Raw genomic sequence first — 17,141 nt, 5'->3', positions numbered from 1 at the left:
CACCGGCCGTGCCATGAATGCATGAGAGGTGCAGCAGGTTCCGGATCGCACCCACAATTCAGGACGATGAGAGGAACAGGCTATCTCACGAGACCGGCGCCGCCCCGCCCTGTTCGGTGCGGCGCGCGATGAACTCATCGAGCACAGCCGACGTGGCAATGGCCGTCGCCGGCGGCTCGAAATCGGCGAGGATGCGCTTCCAGATACCGGTGGCGCGTTCGGTTGCGGTCTTGGAACCGGCCTGCGTCCAGTTGCCGAAATTCGACCAGTCGGCCACCAGCGGCTCGTAGAAAGCGGTGCGGTAGCGCGCCATGGTGTGACCTGCCGAGAAGAAATGGCCGCCGGGCTGCACTTCGGCGATCGCCTCGAAGCCGATGGCATCGTCGTCGCCGGGCGTGGCGGCGCACAGTTCAGCCACCGTCTGCAACGCCTCGATGTCGGTGACCAGCTTTTCGAAGGAAACGCTCAGCCCCCCCTCCAGCCAGCCGGCGGCATGGATGCACACGGTGGCGCCTGCCAGCACCGAGCCCCACAGCGCAAACTGCGTCTCATGCGCCGCCTGCGCATCGGAGATGTTGGCCGCGCTGCCGCCGCCCGAACGCCACGGCAGGCCGGTGAAGCGCGCCAGTTGGCCGGCTCCGAGCGTCGCCTTGATATGCTCCGGCGTGCCGAAGGCCGGCGCGCCCGATTTCATGTCGACATTGGAGGAGAAGGAGCCGTAGACGACAGGAGCGCCCGGCCGCACGATCTGCGCCAGCGTCAACCCGGCCAGCGCCTCGGCATGCTGCAGCGTCAGCGCGCCGGCCACCGTGATCGGGGCCATCGCACCCGCCAGGCAGAAGGGCGTGATGATCAGGACCTGGCCCGCCCTGGCGAAGTCGATGATGCCTTGCGCCATCGGGATGTCGAGCTGGCGCGGCGAATTGGTGTTGATGACGGTGTAGCAATGGGCGCCCGAGCGGAACTCGTCCTCGGACAGCCCGCGCGCCAACCTGATCATGTCGAAACTGTCGTCGACCTGGGGGGTGCCGCGCGCGAAGATGAAGGGAAGCTTGTCCGACAGGGTCAGTTGCGCCCGGTTGACGGCGTAGTGGCGAAAACGGTTGTCGATGTCCTGCGGCTCGACGCAAGGTCCCAGCATGTGCAGCACGTCGAAATGCTGCACCAGCTTGATGAACTCCTCGAAGGCCGCCAGTGTGCCTGGTCGGCGGCCGCGTTCGAGGTCAGTGACGTTCGGCGCGCCGCACCCTGCCAGGAAGGTCATCGACCCGAGTTCCAGCGTCAGATCGCGGGAGCGGTCACCGGCATGGGTCTGGATCGATTTTGGCGCCGAGGCCAGTGCGGCCGCCACCATGTCGCGGCCGATCCGCACCATGTCGGTTTCGGGGTCGATCAGGGCGCCGGCGCGAGCGAGCAGGTCGCGCGCCTGCGGCAGCAGAACCTTGATGCCCAGCTCTTCCAGCACGCGCAGCGCCGTGTCGTGGATCGAGGCGACGTGGTCGTCCGAAAAGATTGGCTGCGGCAGGAATGGGTTCTTCAGAGAGCGGTAATTGGGCCGGCGGCTGCTCTCGCTGCCGGCCTCGCCGATGCGTCCTCGCCGGCGCTCGCGCCTGCCTTCGCGTGCCGCGTCATCGATCATCCGGAAACCTCCTCATTGCCGCATCGCCTTGCCCAAGGGATCGTAGGGCGAAGCCGGAATGACACGCGCCGGCCGCTCGGTGCCGACAATGTGCACGCAAAGCGCCGTTCCTTCCTCGGCAAAATCGTCATCCACCAACGCCAGCGCGACGCTCTTGCCGATCGTGTAGCCAAAGCCGCCGGAGGTGACGAAGCCGACGCGCCGAGCGCCGTGCCAGACCGGCTCGAAGCCGCTGGCGTCCGCGTCGATGGCATCGACTTCCAGCGTCACGATCCGTCGTGCAACACCGGCCTTGCGTTCCTTCAGCGCCGCCTCGCGGCCAATGAAATCGCCCTTGTCGAAAGCAATGAAGCGGTCGAGACCTGTCTGGCCGGGCGTGTAGCCTTGCGTGAATTCACGCGACCAGATGCCGAAGCTCTTTTCCAGCCGAAGCGCGTTGAGTGCGTAATAGCCAATCTCGGCGAGGCCGAGATCCTCGCCGGCGGCAAGCAGCGTTTCGCGCAATGTGGCATGCATGGTGGCCGGGCAGTTGATCTCGAAGCCGAGTTCGCCGGCGATGGAGAGGCGAGCCACCCTTGCCCGCACCATGCCGATGTCGAATTCGCCGCATCCCATGAATGGCAATGCTTTGGGGGAGATGTCCTGGTGCGTCGTGCGCTCGACGATCTTTCTGGCATTGGGGCCGGTGACCAGAAAGCCCGACATCGCATCTGAAATATCGGTGACGCAAACGCCTTCAGCCATATGCGCTTCGAACCAGCGCATGTGGAATTCGCGCAGATAGTAGGAGCCCATCAGCCAGTAGTCGCCATTGCCCCAGTTGAAGACGGTGAGATCGCCCTTCAGCCGCCCGTCCGGCCCGAGCATCGGCGCCAGCCTCGCCTGTCCCGCCTTCGGCAGCCTGCAGGCCAGCAGCCTGTCGAGCCAGGCCTCCGCGCCCGGTCCCGTGATCGCGTAGCGCGCATAGGCCGAGATATCGATGAGGCCGGCGGCGCGCCGGACTTGCAGCGCCTCGTCACCGACGATGTCGAAGGCGTTGGAGCGCCTGAGCGTCGTCTCCTCGCGGAATCCCATCGGCGCGAAATAGGCGGGGATTTCCAGCCCCCAGGAAGCCGTCCATTCGCAGCCCGCCGCACTCATGCCGTCATAGGCGCCGGGGCGTTTCAGCGGCCGGCCCGCAGGCAGCCGTTCGTTGGGAAAGGTCATGACGAAACGACGAGAATAAAACTGTCGCGTCGTCTGCCTGAGATATTCCCGGTTTGCGGCGAAGGCGCCGTAGCGGGCGATGTCCATGCCGAAAATGTCGGCCTGCGGCTCGCCGTGAATCATCCACTCGGCCAGCGACTTGCCGACGCCGCCGCCCTGGCTGAAGCCGGCCATGACGCCGCAGGCGACCCAGTAATTCTTCAGGCCGCGGACCGGCCCGACGATCGGATTGCCGTCCGGGGTGAAGGTGAAGGCGCCGTTGACCCATTTGCGGATGCCTGCCGTCGCCAGGCAAGGGAAGCGCTCATGCGCCTTGGCAAGTTCCGGGCCGATGCGGTCGGTGTCTTCGGGGATGAGCTCGATGCCGTAATCCCACGGCGCGCCGTCCATGTTCCAGTGCTTCGGGTTCTGCTCGTAGACGCCGAGCAGCACGCCCTTGCGCTCCTGCCGCAGATAGGAAAAGCCGTCGAGATCGACGGCCAGGCCGATCTCCTTGTCGAGGGCAGCGACTTCCGGAATGTCCTCGGTGACGAAATAATGGTGCTCCATCGGCGTCACCGGCAGTTCAACCCCGGCCATGCGGCCGAGTTGCTTGGCCCACAACCCGCCGGCATTCACGACATGCTCGGCGGTGATGGTGCGTTGCTCTGTGACGACATCCCAATGGCCGTCGGCGCGCGCCTTCAGCTCGACCACGCGGTTGCGCAGGATCACGTCGGCACCGCGCTTCCTGGCGGCACCAACATATGCATGCGTCGTGCCGTAAGGGTCGAGATGGCCCTCGTTGGAATCGTAGAGGCCGCCAAGCACGCCGGTGACGTCGACGATCGGGCAGATTGCCTTGATCTCGTCAGGCGTCACCAGCCGGGCGGTCTCGATGTCGACCGACTGGAATACCGCCCAGGCCGATTTCAGCCACTCCCAGCGCGCCGGATCGCTGGCTATGTTGACGCCGCCAGTCATGTGCAGCCCGACGTCCTGGCCGGATTCGGCCTCGATCTCGCGGTAAAGGTTGATGGTGTAATCCTGCAGCGCGGCGACATTGGGGTCGGCATTGAGCGCGTGGAACCCCGCCGCCGCATGCCAAGTCGACCCCGCCGTCAGTTCGGCGCGCTCGATCAGCGCCACATCCGACCAGCCGAACCGCGCCAGGTGATAGAGCACCAAGCGCCCACCACTCCTCCCCCGATGACGACTGCGCGGTAGTGAGACTTCAAGGCTTCCCTCCTCCACGGACTGTTCGAAACCGGAACCATATACGTACTGTACATGAGTGTCTAGTACTACGAACAGCTCCTGGACGCTGTCGAACCTGTGTCGGAACGATCGATTTTTTGGCGCGGCCGCACTTCCCCAGCAGCGTCGCGGCGGGCCGACGCGAATGCGTCACCAACTGTCATGCAAGCATCATGTTCGCGCCTTAGACCGCTTGCCGAGGGCACAAGCGGCCCTCCAGGGCGGCAGCCTCGCCGCCGCCAGGCAACCTCAGAATTCCGCCGTCCCGGCGCTTTGTCATCAAGGGGATATCCATGACGCATCTACGCTCATTCTCGTTGCGGCTGCTGGTCGCCGCGCTGGCGGCCTCGGCCGTTTCGCTGCCCGCCTTCGCCGACAGCTCGGCCAGCGTCGGCGGCGCCAGTTTCGTCAACAAGGGGCTGGTGGGGGTTGGCCGCATCCCGGCCGGCCAGCGCGACAGGTTCGGCGAGACCTTCGGCTCCGGCTCCGGCATGTCGATCGACACCGCGGGCTGGACGCATGATGCCGGCACCTACAGAGGCTCGCTGTGGCTGCTGCCCGACCGCGGTTATAACGTCGTCGGTACCACCGACTACCGGCCGCGCCTCAACACGATCAACATCGAGTTCGCCCCGGTGGCGCCAGGTGCCGCGCCCGCGGCCGGCCAGGAGCAGACCGGCGTCAAGGCGACGCTCGCCGACACCATGCTCCTGACCGACGACAAGGGCGCCGACGCCAGCGGTCTCGACCCGCTGAACGGCGTGCGTCCCGCCGCCGGCGACATGCCTGTCCTGCCGCAGGCCGACAATGGCAAGCTCGCGCTCGACAACGAGGCGATCGTGCGGCTGCCCGACGGCACCATGCTCGTCTCCGACGAATACGGTCCCGACATCTACCGCTTCTCCGCCGACGGCCGTCTGATGTCGGCGACCCAGCCTCCGGCCGCGCTCGTGCCGATGCGCCACGGCACGGCCAACTTTGCTTCCGACAATCCGGGCCCAGGTGCTGCCGAACCCGACCCAAAGGATCCCGAAACCGGCCGCCAGAACAATCAGGGCCTCGAAGGCATGGCAATGACGCCGGACGGCAAGTTCGTGATCGCGGTTTTGCAGTCGGCGACCCGGCAGGACGGCGGCGATTCGGCCTCGACGCGCCAGAACACCAGGGCGCTGGTCTATGACGCCTCCGATCTTGCCCATCTCAAGCTGGCACATGAATATGTCGTGCCGCTGCCGGTGTTCAAGGACGCCAAGGGCAAGACCAAGGTGGCTGCGCAAAGCGAGATCGTGGCGCTGTCGGACACGGCTTTCCTGATGCTGGCGCGCGACAGCGGCAATGGCCAGGGCCTGAAGGGCGAAGAGTCGCTGTATCGCAAGATCGACATTGTCGACCTTTCCGGCGCGACCGACATCGCCGGCGGTCCCTTCGATGCCGCCGACAAGCCGGTGGCGCCCAAGGGCGTGCTCGATCCGTCGGGGACGCCGGCAAGGCTGACGCCGTTCATCGACATCAACGACAAGGCCGAGCTTGCCCGCTTCGACCTGCACAATGGCGCGCCCAATGACAAGGACAACCTCTCGGAAAAGTGGGAAGCGATGTCGCTGGCGAGCGTGCTCGATCCGAAGCTGCCCGACGACTATTTCCTGTTCGTCGCCAACGACAACGATTTCCTCGCCCAGGACGGTTTCCAGGTCGGCGCGCCCTACAAGGCCGAGGACGGCGCCGATGTCGACACCATGTTCCTTGTCTTTCAGGTCACGCTTCCCGGCCTCGCCAGGAAGTAAGCATCTTGCCGGAGGCGCCAGGCGGGCCTCCGGCCCGACAAGCATGATCGGATGCACGACGGCGTGCCTTACCCGCCATCGCTCCTTTCTCCAGGGTGCATCCCGGTCGGGCCTGCGGTATCCTGCGTGCCGGACTCAAAAGAACCAGCTTTGCCGGATTGCCGCCATGGATGAAAAGATGCCCGCGCGCCGGCGCACCGGTGACCTGACCAGCGGCCCCATTCCGCGCACGCTCCTGCTGTTCGCCCTGCCGGTGCTCGGCTCCAACGTGCTGCAATCGCTCAACGGCTCGGTCAACGCCGTCTGGGTCGGCCGCTTCCTCGGCGAATCCGCGCTCACCGCCACCTCCAATGCCAATCTGGTGCTGTTCCTCATCCTCGGCACGGTGTTCGGCATCGGCATGGCGGCCACCATACTGGTGGCGCAATCGGTCGGCGCCCGCGACCTACCCGAGGCGCGCCGCATCGTCGGCACCAGCGCCACCTTCTTCTTCTTCGTCTCGGTGCTGTTCGCCGTCTGCGGCTGGATCTGGGTAGACGCCATTCTGGGCGCGCTCGGCACACCGCCCGACGCCTTGCCGCTGGCGCGCTCCTATTTGCGCATCATCTTCGTGGCCGTGCCGATGATGAACCTTCTGTCCTTTGTGATGACGGTGCTGCGCGGCGCCGGCGATTCGCGAACGCCGTTCTTTTTCATGGCGCTCGCCGTCGTGCTCGACATCATCTTGAACCCACTGCTCATCCGCGGCATCGGGCCGTTTCCAGAGCTCGGCATCGCCGGCTCGGCAACCTCGACGCTTGTCGGCCAGACGGTGAGCGTCATTGCCATCCTGATCGTGCTCTATGTCCGTAAGCACCCGCTGCGTCTGGCCGGCGCCAATCTGGCGCTGCTGCGGCCGGATCCCGCCTTGCTGCGCGTCGTCGTTTTCAAGGGGGTGCCGATGGGTTTGCAGATGATCGTGATTTCGGCCGCGGCCCTGACGGTGATGGGCATCGTCAATTCCTACGGTTCGCAGGTGGCCGCCGCCTACGGCATCGCCGCGCAGTTATGGACCTACATCCAGATGCCCGCGCTCGCCATCGGCGCGGCCGTGTCCTCGATGGCGGCGCAGAACGTCGGCGCCGGCCGCTGGGACCGCATCAGCCGCATCGCAGCGTCAGGCGTCGGCTTCAACCTGGTGCTGACCGGTGCTCTCGTGGCACTTCTATGGGTCTTCGATCGCTCGATCCTCAGCCTGTTCCTGAGCCGCGACAGCGCGGCGATAGACATCGCCGCTCACATCAACAACGTCGCATCCTGGTCGTTCATCCTGTTCGGCGTCACCATCGTGCTGTTCGCCACCGTGCGCGCCACGGGCGCCGTGATGCCGCCGCTGGTCATCCTGGTGATCTCGGTGCTGGTCGTGCGCACCGGCTTTGCCTATTTCATGCGCGATGTGATCGGCGAGGAGGCGCTGTGGTGGAGTTTCCCCGCCGGCTCGATCACCTCCCTGCTGCTGGCCGCGGCCTATTACCGTCTCGGCGGCTGGCGCACCCTGCACATGATCGAGAACAGGCCGGCCGCTGGCGAGCCGCCCGACACCGGGCTCGGCGTGCCGCGCCAGCGCGCGCATTTTTCCCCAGAGACGCCGAACGGCTGAAGCTGGCCGCTCTCAAGGCCTGTTTTTCAACCCAAAGCCCAGCGCGACCAGCGCAAACACGATGATCATCGCGGCGAACGCCAGGCTGGCCGCGATGGGGCTGGCATAGGTCGAGATGATGCCGATGCCGATGACGGGCAAGGCATTGCCGATAAAGCAGCAGATGAAGAAGCTGGATACCACTTCGGCGCGGCGATCCTCCGGTGCGATCTCGTTCACCACCTGCAGGCTGCCACGATAGCCGAGTGCGGCCGTCACGCCGCAGCAGGCGGTGGCGGCGATCATCAGCGCCATCGACGCCAGCATCTGCGCCGCCACCACCATGAGGATGCTGGGAATCATCAACGTCAGCGCGGCCAGCATGGCCTTGCCGCTCTGCATTTGCTTCAGCGCAACTATGCTGAGCGCGGTGATGATCGCCAATTCGAAGAACAGCGCACCGGCGACAGCATGGTTCGTCTCGTGCAGTTGCTGCGCCAGGATGCTTGGCGCCACCGCGGCATAGAAGCCGACCAGCGCCATGGCGCCGAAACCGGTCACCGCCGGCGCGACGAAGCGCGCGCGGATTTCATCCGGCACGGCAAAGTGCGGCCGCATGGAAATCTGCCCGAGGCCGCCAGGCTCCGCCACCGTTTCGCGTGTACGCCAGACCAGGATGAAGACGAATACAAGCGCCGCCAGATAAACGATGAAGACCAGGCGCAAGGGCCACGGTTCATACTGCGCCAACAGTCCCGAAACGAGTGCGCCGAAACCGAGGCCCAGGAAATTGGTGCTGGTGGCAATGACGCTGGCGCGCGCCTTGTCAGCGCCGGGGAGAAGCTCGGCGATCCATGCCGTTCCGGTCCCCGCGCCGACACCGATGCCAAGCCCGCTCAGGACGCGCGCCACATCGAGCAGAACGACATTGTTGGCGAACAGAAAGACAAGCGCGCTGGCGACGGCGACGATCATGGCCGCGAGAGCGGCAGGCCGGCGCCCAACGACATCCGACGCGCCGCCCAACATCAGCAGGGCGCCGAGATTGCCGACGACATAGACCGCGTAGACCAGCGTCAGCGTGATCTGTGAAAAGCCGAATTGCTGCTTGTAGATGATGTACAGCGGCGTCAGCACCGTGCTGCCGGCAAACAGAACGGCGATCATTGTGGCAACCACCGGAATTGCGAGAGCCTCGCCGCCTGCTTCGTTGCGCGTATGCGCCAAGTCACGAATGGCCATGGCCAAACCTCTTCATCGGTTCAGGGATCGCGACCTTAACGCGCCCTTACTCCCGACGTTCCGGCCGGCCGGCGGGCTCCTGACAGCATGACGGACGTTGCCCCGAAACCCGCCGCCTGAACAGGCCCGAATCGGAGCCGATGGTTCCGATCCGTCACGACATCCTGTCGTGTGACCCCGCTAAAATCCGTTATTTGCAGGAAAAACCTGGTGCGATCTTGCACTTCCCGGGACGCGGTTTGTGCGGCGGGCGATGGTGCGGAGGACGGTGCGGCCGATGCTGCCAGTGCGGCGGACGATGCGGCGGGCGCACGATGATCACTGGCGGGCGAACGACATGGGCCCGCGAGAGATAGCCGGAACTGGCCCAGCCGCTGAGGCCGCCGCCATGGATTCTGCACCAACCCGGCTGGCAGCCGGTGACGTTCACCCTGTAGCCGACTGGCAGCGTCCCCACCTTGGCATATCCCGCCCCGGGCCCGGAGCGCACGTTGAGGTTGGTGGTGGTGTGGGCGCTGTAGGCGAACGCGGCGGCCGACGTGCCGAGGATGGCGGCCAGAATGGTCGCGAGGCAGAGCAGAAATCGAAATCTCATCAGTCACTCCATTCGATCGCTCGGCCTTATGTGATTCAGCCGAGGCTGTCTTCGATGGAGGACTGTGGCAAGAAAAGTCAACAATTTGCCACAGCAAAGCATTGCCGCGAGCCGGCCTGGCGGGAGAGTTTCCCCTGATATAGTTGAGAAATTCCCCGGATGGCGTTTATCGGCCTGACAACATCAGCTAACGATTTAGCATCTTCAACGATCGACACCGGACATAGGGCGCAAATCATGGGCAAAGGCAGGGTCGAGGCATTCACCGACGGCGTCGTGGCCATCATCATCACCATCATGGTGCTTGAACTGAAGGTGCCGCACGGCGAGGATCTCTCGGCCTTGCTGCCGCTATGGCCGATCTTCTTCAGCTACGTGCTGTCCTTCATCAACGTCGGCCTTTACTGGAACAATTTGCACAATATGTTCCACACCGTGCAGCGGGTCGACGGCCGCGTGTTGTGGGCGAACCTCAATCTCCTGTTCTGGCTGTCGCTGATGCCGGTGACGACGGCCTTCATGGGCGAAAACCATTTCGCGCCGGTGCCGGTCGCCGTCTACGGCGCCGATCTTGCGCTGTGCGCCATCGCCTACTTCATTCTCGTCGTGACGCTTCACCGATTGCACGGCAACGATACGGCCTTTGCCAGGGCGATCGGCAACGACCGCAAGGGCAAGATCTCGCTTGTCGCCTATCTCTGCGCCATCCCGCTGACCTTCATCAGCCAGTGGATCGGCGTCGCGATCTATGTACTGGTTGCCCTGGTCTGGCTTGTGCCGGACCGGCGTTTCGCACGCGTGATCGAAAAATAGGGATCTATTCGCGCATCGCTTTCAGCTTCTCGGCCACCGACGCGGCAAGATCGGCGTAGCGCTCTTCCAGCCGTTCCGCCGCCTTGATGACCGCAAAGTCATGGCCGAACTTTTCCAGCGCCATGCGCAGCTTCTCGACGAAATCCGCCTGTTTTTCCAAGGCGGAAAACAGCGTCTTCACCTGTGCTTCGTTGATCTCGGGGTTTGCCAGCATCTGCGGCACTTCGCGGTTCATCTGATCGCCGATGGTGGTCTGCTGCTTCAGGATTTCGATCCAGTCCGTCAATCGGGAAATCTCCTTTTTGCGAGGCACCATGCGCAGTCTCGGCTGGACCGGTCAACCCGGCCCATGCCGGCTGCTGAAGCGCAGCCAGGCGCGTGGAGGCTTGCGCCAGCCCGCTCCGGCGCTAAGTTCGGCGCCATCGCAAGAAGGAATCCGCCGCCCATGCTGACCGACGCAGAACTCCAGACCGCTTTGCCCGCGCTTGGTTCGGGCAATGCCGCAGTCATTACCGGCGCTGCCAGCGGCATTGGTCTTGCCGCCGCGAAGCGGCTGGCTCTCATGGGCATGAAGATCGTGCTTGCCGATGTCGCCGGCCCGCGTCTTGAGGATGCGGCCCGTATTGTTTCCGCGATCGCCGGCGACGATGCCGTGCTGGCCGTCGCCGCCGACGTTTCGAAAGCACAAGACGTGGATCGTCTCGCCGAAAGAGCCTTTGGCGTCTTCGGCAATGTGTCGCTGCTGATGAACAATGCTGGTGTCGGCAACAACCCGGGCAAGCCGTGGGAGAACCGCGACGCTTGGAAGCAGCTGCTGGACATCAATTTCTGGGGTGTCGTGCATGGCGTCGAAGCCTTCGTGCCCCGCATGCTGGGAGCCCGCCAGCCGGGTCTGATCGTCAACACCGGCTCCAAGCAAGGCATCACCACGCCGCCTGGAAACCTTGCCTACAACGTCTCCAAGGCCGGCGTGAAGACCTTTACCGAGGGACTGGCGCATGCCCTGCGCAACGAACCGGGTGCCCATCTGTCGGCGCATCTGCTGATCCCGGGCTTCACCTATACCGGCCTGACCGAGGGTGCGACCGAGAAGCCGGCCGGCGCCTGGACCGGCGAACAGGTCATTGATTTCATGCTGGAATCCCTGACAAAGCGCGACTTCTACATCCTGTGCCCTGACAACGAGGTGACGCGTCCGCTGGATGAGAAACGCATGGCCTGGGCGATCGGCGACATCATCGAAAACCGCCCTGCTCTGTCGCGCTGGCACCCCGACCACAAGGATGCCTTCGCGGCATTCATGAAGCAATGAGCATGTCCGAAAAATGAGAGCCGGTGTTCGGATCGGGTCGCATTCGAGCAACGACGGAACCCTTGGGGGTTAACCGGTTTCAGCCGGTGCTTCGAGCCACCTGCTTTTTCGGTTTGCTCTTTGACGCCACGGCTTTCTTGGCAGCTACGGCCGCGATTTTCTCGTCATGCCGCTTCGCTGCCCGCTCGCATTTGGCACGGATCTCCTGGACCTCGGCTTCGGTCAGATGCTCGATACCGATGAAGGTGTTCTTGGCTTCGCTGACCCGGATCAACTCGTCCAGTTTGGCCTGGATTGCCGCGCCGTCTCGATTCTGGGTGTTTTGGATGAGAAACACCATCAGGAAGGTGATGATCGTCGTCCCGGTGTTGATCACCAGTTGCCAAGTGTCCGAGAAGGCGAAGAGTGGGCCGCTTACTGCCCAGATGATGACGATCAGGCAGCAGAGTGCGAATGTCGGCGACAGCCCCGCAAGGTGGGCTACCCGGTTGGCGATTTTGGTGAAGAGCTTCTCGATCATAGGGTCCCTCAAACAGCGCCGCGCCGTGCGGTACGCCGGAAAGAACAACCGGCGGCCATATCGGGTTCCCATCGGAAAGAAATACAACCGCCGCAATCGAATGCGCGCATCAAGGGAATCGGAAGGACAACACAATTTATCGGTTTGGTGTCACAGTAACGGTGCAGGCAAAACAGGCCTGTTCCTTCCGCTTCACAGCGGTTTACCTCCAGCCCCTTCCGTTGCGCCACCCCCGCATGACGGAAGGGGTTCAGTCCGGAGCGCTCACACAGTGGTTCCCTGAAGCGCGCCTTTGGCGCAAATGCGCGTGCTCTTCAGCCGCGCCGGCGTCACTCACGCGGCGTGATTTTCCCAGCGGTCCAGGAAGGTCTCGATGGTCATGGCCTGCATGTCGGGAACGGCGCTGGCGAGCTTTTCGACCGGCCAGTCCCACCAGGCGAGAGCCTCGATCCGCGCCGCGACATCGGCTGCGAAACGCGGCCGAAGCGGCTTGGCCGGCACCCCGGCGACGATCGTATAGGGCGGCACGTCATGCGTGACGACGGCATTGGCACCGATGACGGCGCCATTGCCGATGGTGAGGCCGGGCATGATGACGGCGCCGTGGCCGATCCACACGTCATGGCCGATGCTCACGGCCTTCGCCTGGCGCCGTTCGCGGAATGCGGCATCGACGCCCAGCCAGCGGAAATATTCGTTGGGCCGGTAGCTGACCTTGTGCTGGGTCAGCCGCTCGATCGGATGATCCAGCGCATTGATGCGGCTGTTGGCGGCAATCGAGCAGAATTTGCCGATGTTCGTGTAGATCGCCTCGGCGTGCCGGTCGAAATAGGAAAAATCGCCGACGCTCACTTCGCGCAGCACCACCCGCTCGCCGATCGAGGCGTAGCGACCGAGCTTGCATGCTTTCAGCTCCGCCGTCGGATGGATACGCGGCTCAGGATCTTTCAGCACGAGATTTTCGGAACGGTCCATGCGGGCGGCTTTACGTCAGGGCAATAGCTCCCGCAAGCCGGGAGCAATTGTCGGTCAGGTCAATTGCACGAAAGAACATCTATTTCGGCTTGCCCTTCGTCCACACCACGTTCTGGCCGTAGAGCGGCACGGTGGTGACCGACATCTTGGCCGAGCCGTTCTGCACCTGGCGCGAATGCGAGAGGTAGATCAGCGTCTCGTTGGCCTTGTCGTAGATGCGGTTCACCACCTGCTTCTTCCAGATCAGGCTGATGCCTTGCTTGAACACCTCCTCGCCGCCTTCGCTCATGTCGATGTCGCCGATGGTGATCGGACCGGTCTGGCGGCACGAAATCGAGGAATCGGAAGGATCCTCGAACCAGTTGCCCTTGTGCAGGCGGTCGATGATGCCGCGGTCGAAATAGGACACGTGGCAGGTGACGCCGTCCACCTTCGGGTCCTTGATCGCTTCGACGATGATGTCGTTGCCGAGCCAGTCGACGCCGACCTTGCCGACTTCATCGGCGACTGCGGCACCGGCGCCAAGGACAACGCACGCGGCCAGGGCGCCGCCGATCAGATTTCGCCCAATCAGTCGTTGCAAGATAGCCTCCGAGGTTCAAGTTTGCCGGTCTCAGGTGGGGCGAAGGACGTTGCATTGCAAGCCGGCGGCCCCGATCAAAACGCCGGCATAGGTCATGGCCGGTTGCGTCAACGCGGCACCTTTGCGTGTACCCGGTCGAACCGCTAAGACTGTTCGCCGAACCGAGGGCTGCCTGGCCATGGCCGGCATGCCGATGAAATTACAAGACGGAATCCTGCGGATGATGCGCTCAATACTGGTCGGCATTCTCGTCCTGATGGCGGCCGGCATAGGCTGGCTGACCTTCGACTGGTATCGCGGCCACTATGGCGGCGAGCCTTTCGGTGCCGCCTTTGCGCTGGTCGACCAGAAAGGCACGCCGATCACCGAGGCCGCCTTCCGGGGCCACCCCAGCGTCGTCTTCTTCGGCTTCACCCATTGCCCAGAGGTCTGCCCGACCACGCTGTTCGAACTGTCCGGCTGGCTGAAGACGCTTGGCGACGACGGCAAGAACCTGCATGCCTATTTCGTCTCGGTCGATCCGGAGCGCGACACCCCCGCGGTCATGAACGCCTATGTCAGCAATTTCTCTGACCGCATCACCGGCATATCGGGCGACCCGGACAAGGTCCACGCCATGGCGAAGTCCTTCGGCATCTACTGGAAGAAGGTCGACACCGGCGACGGCGACTACACGATGGACCATACCGCCTCGGTGCTGCTGCTCAACGGCAAGGGCGATTTCGCCGGCACGATCGCCTATGGCGAAAGCGCCGACACCGCCGTGGAAAAGCTCAAACGCCTCGCGGCCAAGGGCTGATGCGAAATCCATGACCCAGACGCGGCTCCATTTCACCGCCGGCAAGATCGAATCCACCAAAATTTTCGCCGCCCTCGATGCCGCCTTCGAGGACGAAGGCTTGCCGATCGCCGTGCTGGAGGTCGATGAGGACGCGGACATTCATGAAGTCTCTCTCTATGCCGACGGCGATGTCGATGCGGTCGAGGCGCGGGTGAAGGACGTTCTGGCAGGGCTAGCCCTGTCCAGGCCGGTCGAGCGCGAGACCTTGCCCGATATCGACTGGGTGGCGCGGTCGCTGGAAGGGCTGAAACCGGTGCGTGCCGGCCGTTTCTTCGTGCATGGCGCGCATGATCGCCGCAAACGCCACAGTGGCGAGCTTGCCATCGAGATCGAAGCGGGGCTGGCCTTCGGCACCGGCCACCACGGCACCACCGCCGGATGCCTGGAAATGCTGGAAAAGGTGACGCGGCGCGAGCGGCCGCGCAACGCGCTCGACCTCGGCACCGGCAGCGCGGTGCTGGCCATCGCTGTGGCCAAGCTCTTCCATATTCCCGTGCTGGCGACCGACATCGATCCGGTGGCGGTAAGCGTTGCCGCCGCCAATGCGCGGCTCAACCACGTAAAGGCGCTGGTGGAGACGGTGACCGCGCCCGGATTCCACCATCCGATCTTTGCCAGGCGTGCGCCTTTCGACCTGATCGTCGCCAACATATTGGCGCGGCCGCTGATGCGGCTTGCGTCGGAAATGGCGCGACACATCAGCCTCGGCGGCTCGCTGGTGCTGTCAGGCATCCTCGACCGGCAGCGCGACGCGGTGATGTCCGCCTATGTCGGCCAGAGCTTTCGCCATGTCAGAACGCTGCACCGCGAAGGCTGGGTGACGATCCATCTCAAACGGTGACGCAGCCCCGTCTGGCCCTGCTGAAATCGATTCCGGTTTCCAGCTCCATGCGCTACGGTCGGGCACTATCCGAGGGAGACGCCACCATGTTCCAGACCTTTGATTCCACTGGCAATCCGGCCGTCGGCAGACCGCGCGTGGCGCTGCTGCGCCAATGGCTGGCGGAAAACGGCCTGGATGGATTTGTCGTTCCCCGCGCCGACGAGCATCAGGGCGAATATGTCGCCGACCGCTCGGCGCGGCTAAAATGGCTGACCGGCTTCAGCGGCTCCGCCGGCGTTGCCATCATCCTGCGCGACCGCGCCTTCATCTTCGTCGACGGACGGTACACGCTGCAGGTGCGCGGCGAGGTTGATCTCGGTATCTTCTCGATCGAGAGCCTGGTCGACAATCCGCCTGCAAATTGGCTCAAGGATAACCTCGGCAAGGGCGCGCGGCTCGGCTTCGACCCCTGGCTGCACACGATCGGCGAGGTCAAGGCGCTGCGGGCCTCGGCCGAAAAGACCGGCGCCGTGCTGGTGCCGCTCGAGGCGAACCCGATCGACATAATCTGGAAGGATCAGCCGGATGCACCGGTCGCTCCTGTCGAACTCCATCCCATCGGTTTTGCCGGCGAGCTCGCCAAGGACAAGCTGGCGCGGCTGGCGGCGGCGATCGGCAAGGAGGGCGCCACCCATGCGGTGCTGACGGATCCCTCCTCGATTGCCTGGGCCTTCAACATCCGTGGCGGCGACGTACCGCACACGCCGCTGGCGCTCGGCTTCGCTGTCCTCGCCGCCGACGGACGGCACCGGCTATTCATGGACAGCCGAAAATTCTCGCGCCAGGTTGCGGCGTATCTCACCCAGCTTGCCGAGCCCCATGAGCCCGGTGAATTCGAGGCCGCGGTCGTGGCGCTGGCCAAGAGCGGCGCGAAAATCGCGCTAGACCCCGTTTCGGCCGCCTACAGGCTGCGCATGCTGGTCGAGGACAATGGCGGCGAGGTGATTGCCGCTCCCGACCCGGCCCGCATCCCGCGCGCCACCAAGAACCAGGCCGAGATCAACGGCTCGCGCGCCGCGCATCGGCGCGATGGCGCGGCGGTGGCGAAGCTTTTGTGCTGGCTCGACCGCCAGAAGCCCGGCTCGCTCGACGAGATCGCGGTCGTCACCCGGCTGGAAGAGACGCGCCGGCAGACCGGCGAGGAAACGCAAATGCCGCTGCGCGACGTCTCCTTCGACACCATTTCGGGCGCCGGCCCGAACGGCGCCATCATGCACTACCGCGTCTCACGCGCCACCAGCCGCAAGCTCCAGGCCGGCGAGCTGTTCCTGCTCGATTCCGGCGCCCAATATCAGGACGGCACCACCGACATCACCCGCACCGTGCCGATCGGCCAGCCGACCGAGGAAATGCGCGAACGCTTCACGCTCGTGCTGAAAGGCATGATCGGCATTTCCACGCTGCGTTTCCCCGCCGGCACGCGCGGCTCGGAAATCGACGCCGTCGCCCGCATAGCGCTGTGGAAGCACGGCTGCGACTTCGCCCACGGCACCGGCCATGGCGTCGGCTCTTATCTGGCGGTGCACGAAGGCCCGCAACGCATCGCCCGCACGGGCACCGAAAAGCTGCTCGAAGGCATGATGCTGTCCAACGAGCCGGGCTATTACAAGGAAGGTTCTTACGGCATCCGCATCGAGAACCTCATCCTGGTGACGCCGGCCGAGCAGATCGACGGCGGCGACATCGCCATGCACGGTTTCGAGACGCTGACCCTGGCGCCGATCGATGTCAGGCTGGTGCGCTCGGATTTGTTGACCCGCGACGAGCTGCATTGGCTCGACACCTACCACGCCCGCGTGCTGGCCGAGATCGGCCCGATGCTCGACGGCGAGACGCTGGCCTGGCTGGAAAAGGCAACGGCGCCGTTACCGCATGGCGCTAAGATTTGAGTGCG

14 protein-coding genes and 1 pseudogene are annotated in these 17,141 nt (G+C 64.3%); 7 read left to right on the top strand and 8 right to left on the bottom strand.

Annotation, left to right across the window (positions count from 1 at the left end; all coding sequences use genetic code 11):
• Window positions 1–85: 85 nt before the first annotated feature.
• Window positions 86–1,639: a trimethylamine methyltransferase family protein gene (locus tag LB547_RS00530; RefSeq protein ID WP_140623145.1), complete on the bottom strand. Its 1,554-nt coding sequence runs from the start codon at window positions 1,637–1,639 to the stop codon at window positions 86–88.
• A gap of 12 nt (window positions 1,640–1,651) precedes the next feature.
• Window positions 1,652–4,062 (bottom strand): annotated as a pseudogene (locus tag LB547_RS00525) (GcvT family protein).
• 312 nt (window positions 4,063–4,374) lie between these two features.
• Here LB547_RS00525 and LB547_RS00520 point away from each other — a divergent pair.
• Together LB547_RS00520 and LB547_RS00515 are read left to right on the top strand one after the other, a co-directional pair.
• The gene (locus tag LB547_RS00520; protein WP_140761193.1) at window positions 4,375–5,865 is read left to right on the top strand and encodes an esterase-like activity of phytase family protein; all 1,491 of its coding nucleotides are present in this window, start codon (window positions 4,375–4,377) and stop codon (window positions 5,863–5,865) included.
• A 166-nt stretch (window positions 5,866–6,031) separates the two neighbouring features.
• The gene (locus LB547_RS00515) at window positions 6,032–7,504 is read left to right on the top strand and encodes an MATE family efflux transporter (protein ID WP_140495264.1); all 1,473 of its coding nucleotides are present in this window, start codon (window positions 6,032–6,034) and stop codon (window positions 7,502–7,504) included.
• Between the two features lie 12 nt (window positions 7,505–7,516).
• On the opposite strand, the gene LB547_RS00510 is transcribed toward LB547_RS00515, so the two are convergent.
• Together LB547_RS00510 and LB547_RS00505 are read right to left on the bottom strand one after the other, a co-directional pair.
• The gene (locus LB547_RS00510) at window positions 7,517–8,725 is read right to left on the bottom strand and encodes an MFS transporter (RefSeq protein WP_140670175.1); all 1,209 of its coding nucleotides are present in this window, start codon (window positions 8,723–8,725) and stop codon (window positions 7,517–7,519) included.
• Window positions 8,726–8,915: 190 nt separating this feature from the next.
• Window positions 8,916–9,320, bottom strand: coding sequence for an SH3 domain-containing protein (locus tag LB547_RS00505; RefSeq protein ID WP_140557552.1), 405 nt, complete (start codon window positions 9,318–9,320; stop codon window positions 8,916–8,918).
• A 237-nt stretch (window positions 9,321–9,557) separates the two neighbouring features.
• Here LB547_RS00505 and LB547_RS00500 point away from each other — a divergent pair, with 237 nt between their 5' ends.
• Complete coding sequence (locus LB547_RS00500) at window positions 9,558–10,133, top strand: TMEM175 family protein (RefSeq protein WP_140495258.1); 576 nt, start codon at window positions 9,558–9,560, stop codon at window positions 10,131–10,133.
• A 4-nt stretch (window positions 10,134–10,137) separates the two neighbouring features.
• Here LB547_RS00500 and LB547_RS00495 read toward each other — a convergent pair whose 3' ends face one another.
• Complete coding sequence (locus tag LB547_RS00495) at window positions 10,138–10,419, bottom strand: hypothetical protein (RefSeq protein WP_140557550.1); 282 nt, start codon at window positions 10,417–10,419, stop codon at window positions 10,138–10,140.
• A gap of 159 nt (window positions 10,420–10,578) precedes the next feature.
• On the opposite strand from LB547_RS00495, the gene LB547_RS00490 reads away from it, so the two are divergent.
• On the top strand, window positions 10,579–11,445 hold the full coding sequence (locus LB547_RS00490) for an SDR family NAD(P)-dependent oxidoreductase (RefSeq protein ID WP_140670173.1): 867 nt from the start codon (window positions 10,579–10,581) through the stop codon (window positions 11,443–11,445).
• Between the two features lie 79 nt (window positions 11,446–11,524).
• Here the strand turns inward: LB547_RS00490 and LB547_RS00485 are convergent, their stop codons facing one another.
• The 3 genes from LB547_RS00485 to LB547_RS00475 form a co-directional block, all read right to left on the bottom strand.
• Entirely contained in the window at window positions 11,525–11,965 is a 441-nt protein-coding gene (locus LB547_RS00485) for a low affinity iron permease family protein (RefSeq protein WP_181165307.1), read from the bottom strand.
• A gap of 333 nt (window positions 11,966–12,298) precedes the next feature.
• On the bottom strand, window positions 12,299–12,940 hold the full coding sequence (locus LB547_RS00480; RefSeq protein WP_140670172.1) for a DapH/DapD/GlmU-related protein: 642 nt from the start codon (window positions 12,938–12,940) through the stop codon (window positions 12,299–12,301).
• A 79-nt stretch (window positions 12,941–13,019) separates the two neighbouring features.
• Window positions 13,020–13,523: a CreA family protein gene (locus tag LB547_RS00475; protein ID WP_181168350.1), complete on the bottom strand. Its 504-nt coding sequence runs from the start codon at window positions 13,521–13,523 to the stop codon at window positions 13,020–13,022.
• Between the two features lie 220 nt (window positions 13,524–13,743).
• Here LB547_RS00475 and LB547_RS00470 point away from each other — a divergent pair, with 220 nt between their 5' ends.
• The 3 genes from LB547_RS00470 to LB547_RS00460 all read left to right on the top strand — a co-directional run bounded on the left by LB547_RS00470 (window position 13,744) and on the right by LB547_RS00460 (window position 17,136).
• The gene (locus tag LB547_RS00470; RefSeq protein WP_140761196.1) at window positions 13,744–14,322 is read left to right on the top strand and encodes an SCO family protein; all 579 of its coding nucleotides are present in this window, start codon (window positions 13,744–13,746) and stop codon (window positions 14,320–14,322) included.
• 10 nt (window positions 14,323–14,332) lie between these two features.
• Complete coding sequence (locus LB547_RS00465; RefSeq protein WP_140761199.1) at window positions 14,333–15,205, top strand: 50S ribosomal protein L11 methyltransferase; 873 nt, start codon at window positions 14,333–14,335, stop codon at window positions 15,203–15,205.
• Between the two features lie 86 nt (window positions 15,206–15,291).
• Window positions 15,292–17,136, top strand: coding sequence for an aminopeptidase P family protein (locus LB547_RS00460; RefSeq protein WP_140761202.1), 1,845 nt, complete (start codon window positions 15,292–15,294; stop codon window positions 17,134–17,136).
• The last annotated feature ends 5 nt before the right edge of the window (window positions 17,137–17,141 follow it).

Source organism: Mesorhizobium sp. B264B1B (assembly GCF_020165765.1).
GTDB lineage: Bacteria > Pseudomonadota > Alphaproteobacteria > Rhizobiales > Rhizobiaceae > Mesorhizobium.
Note: the sequence above shows the minus strand (reverse complement) of the source record. Positions and strands in the feature narration are given on the sequence as shown.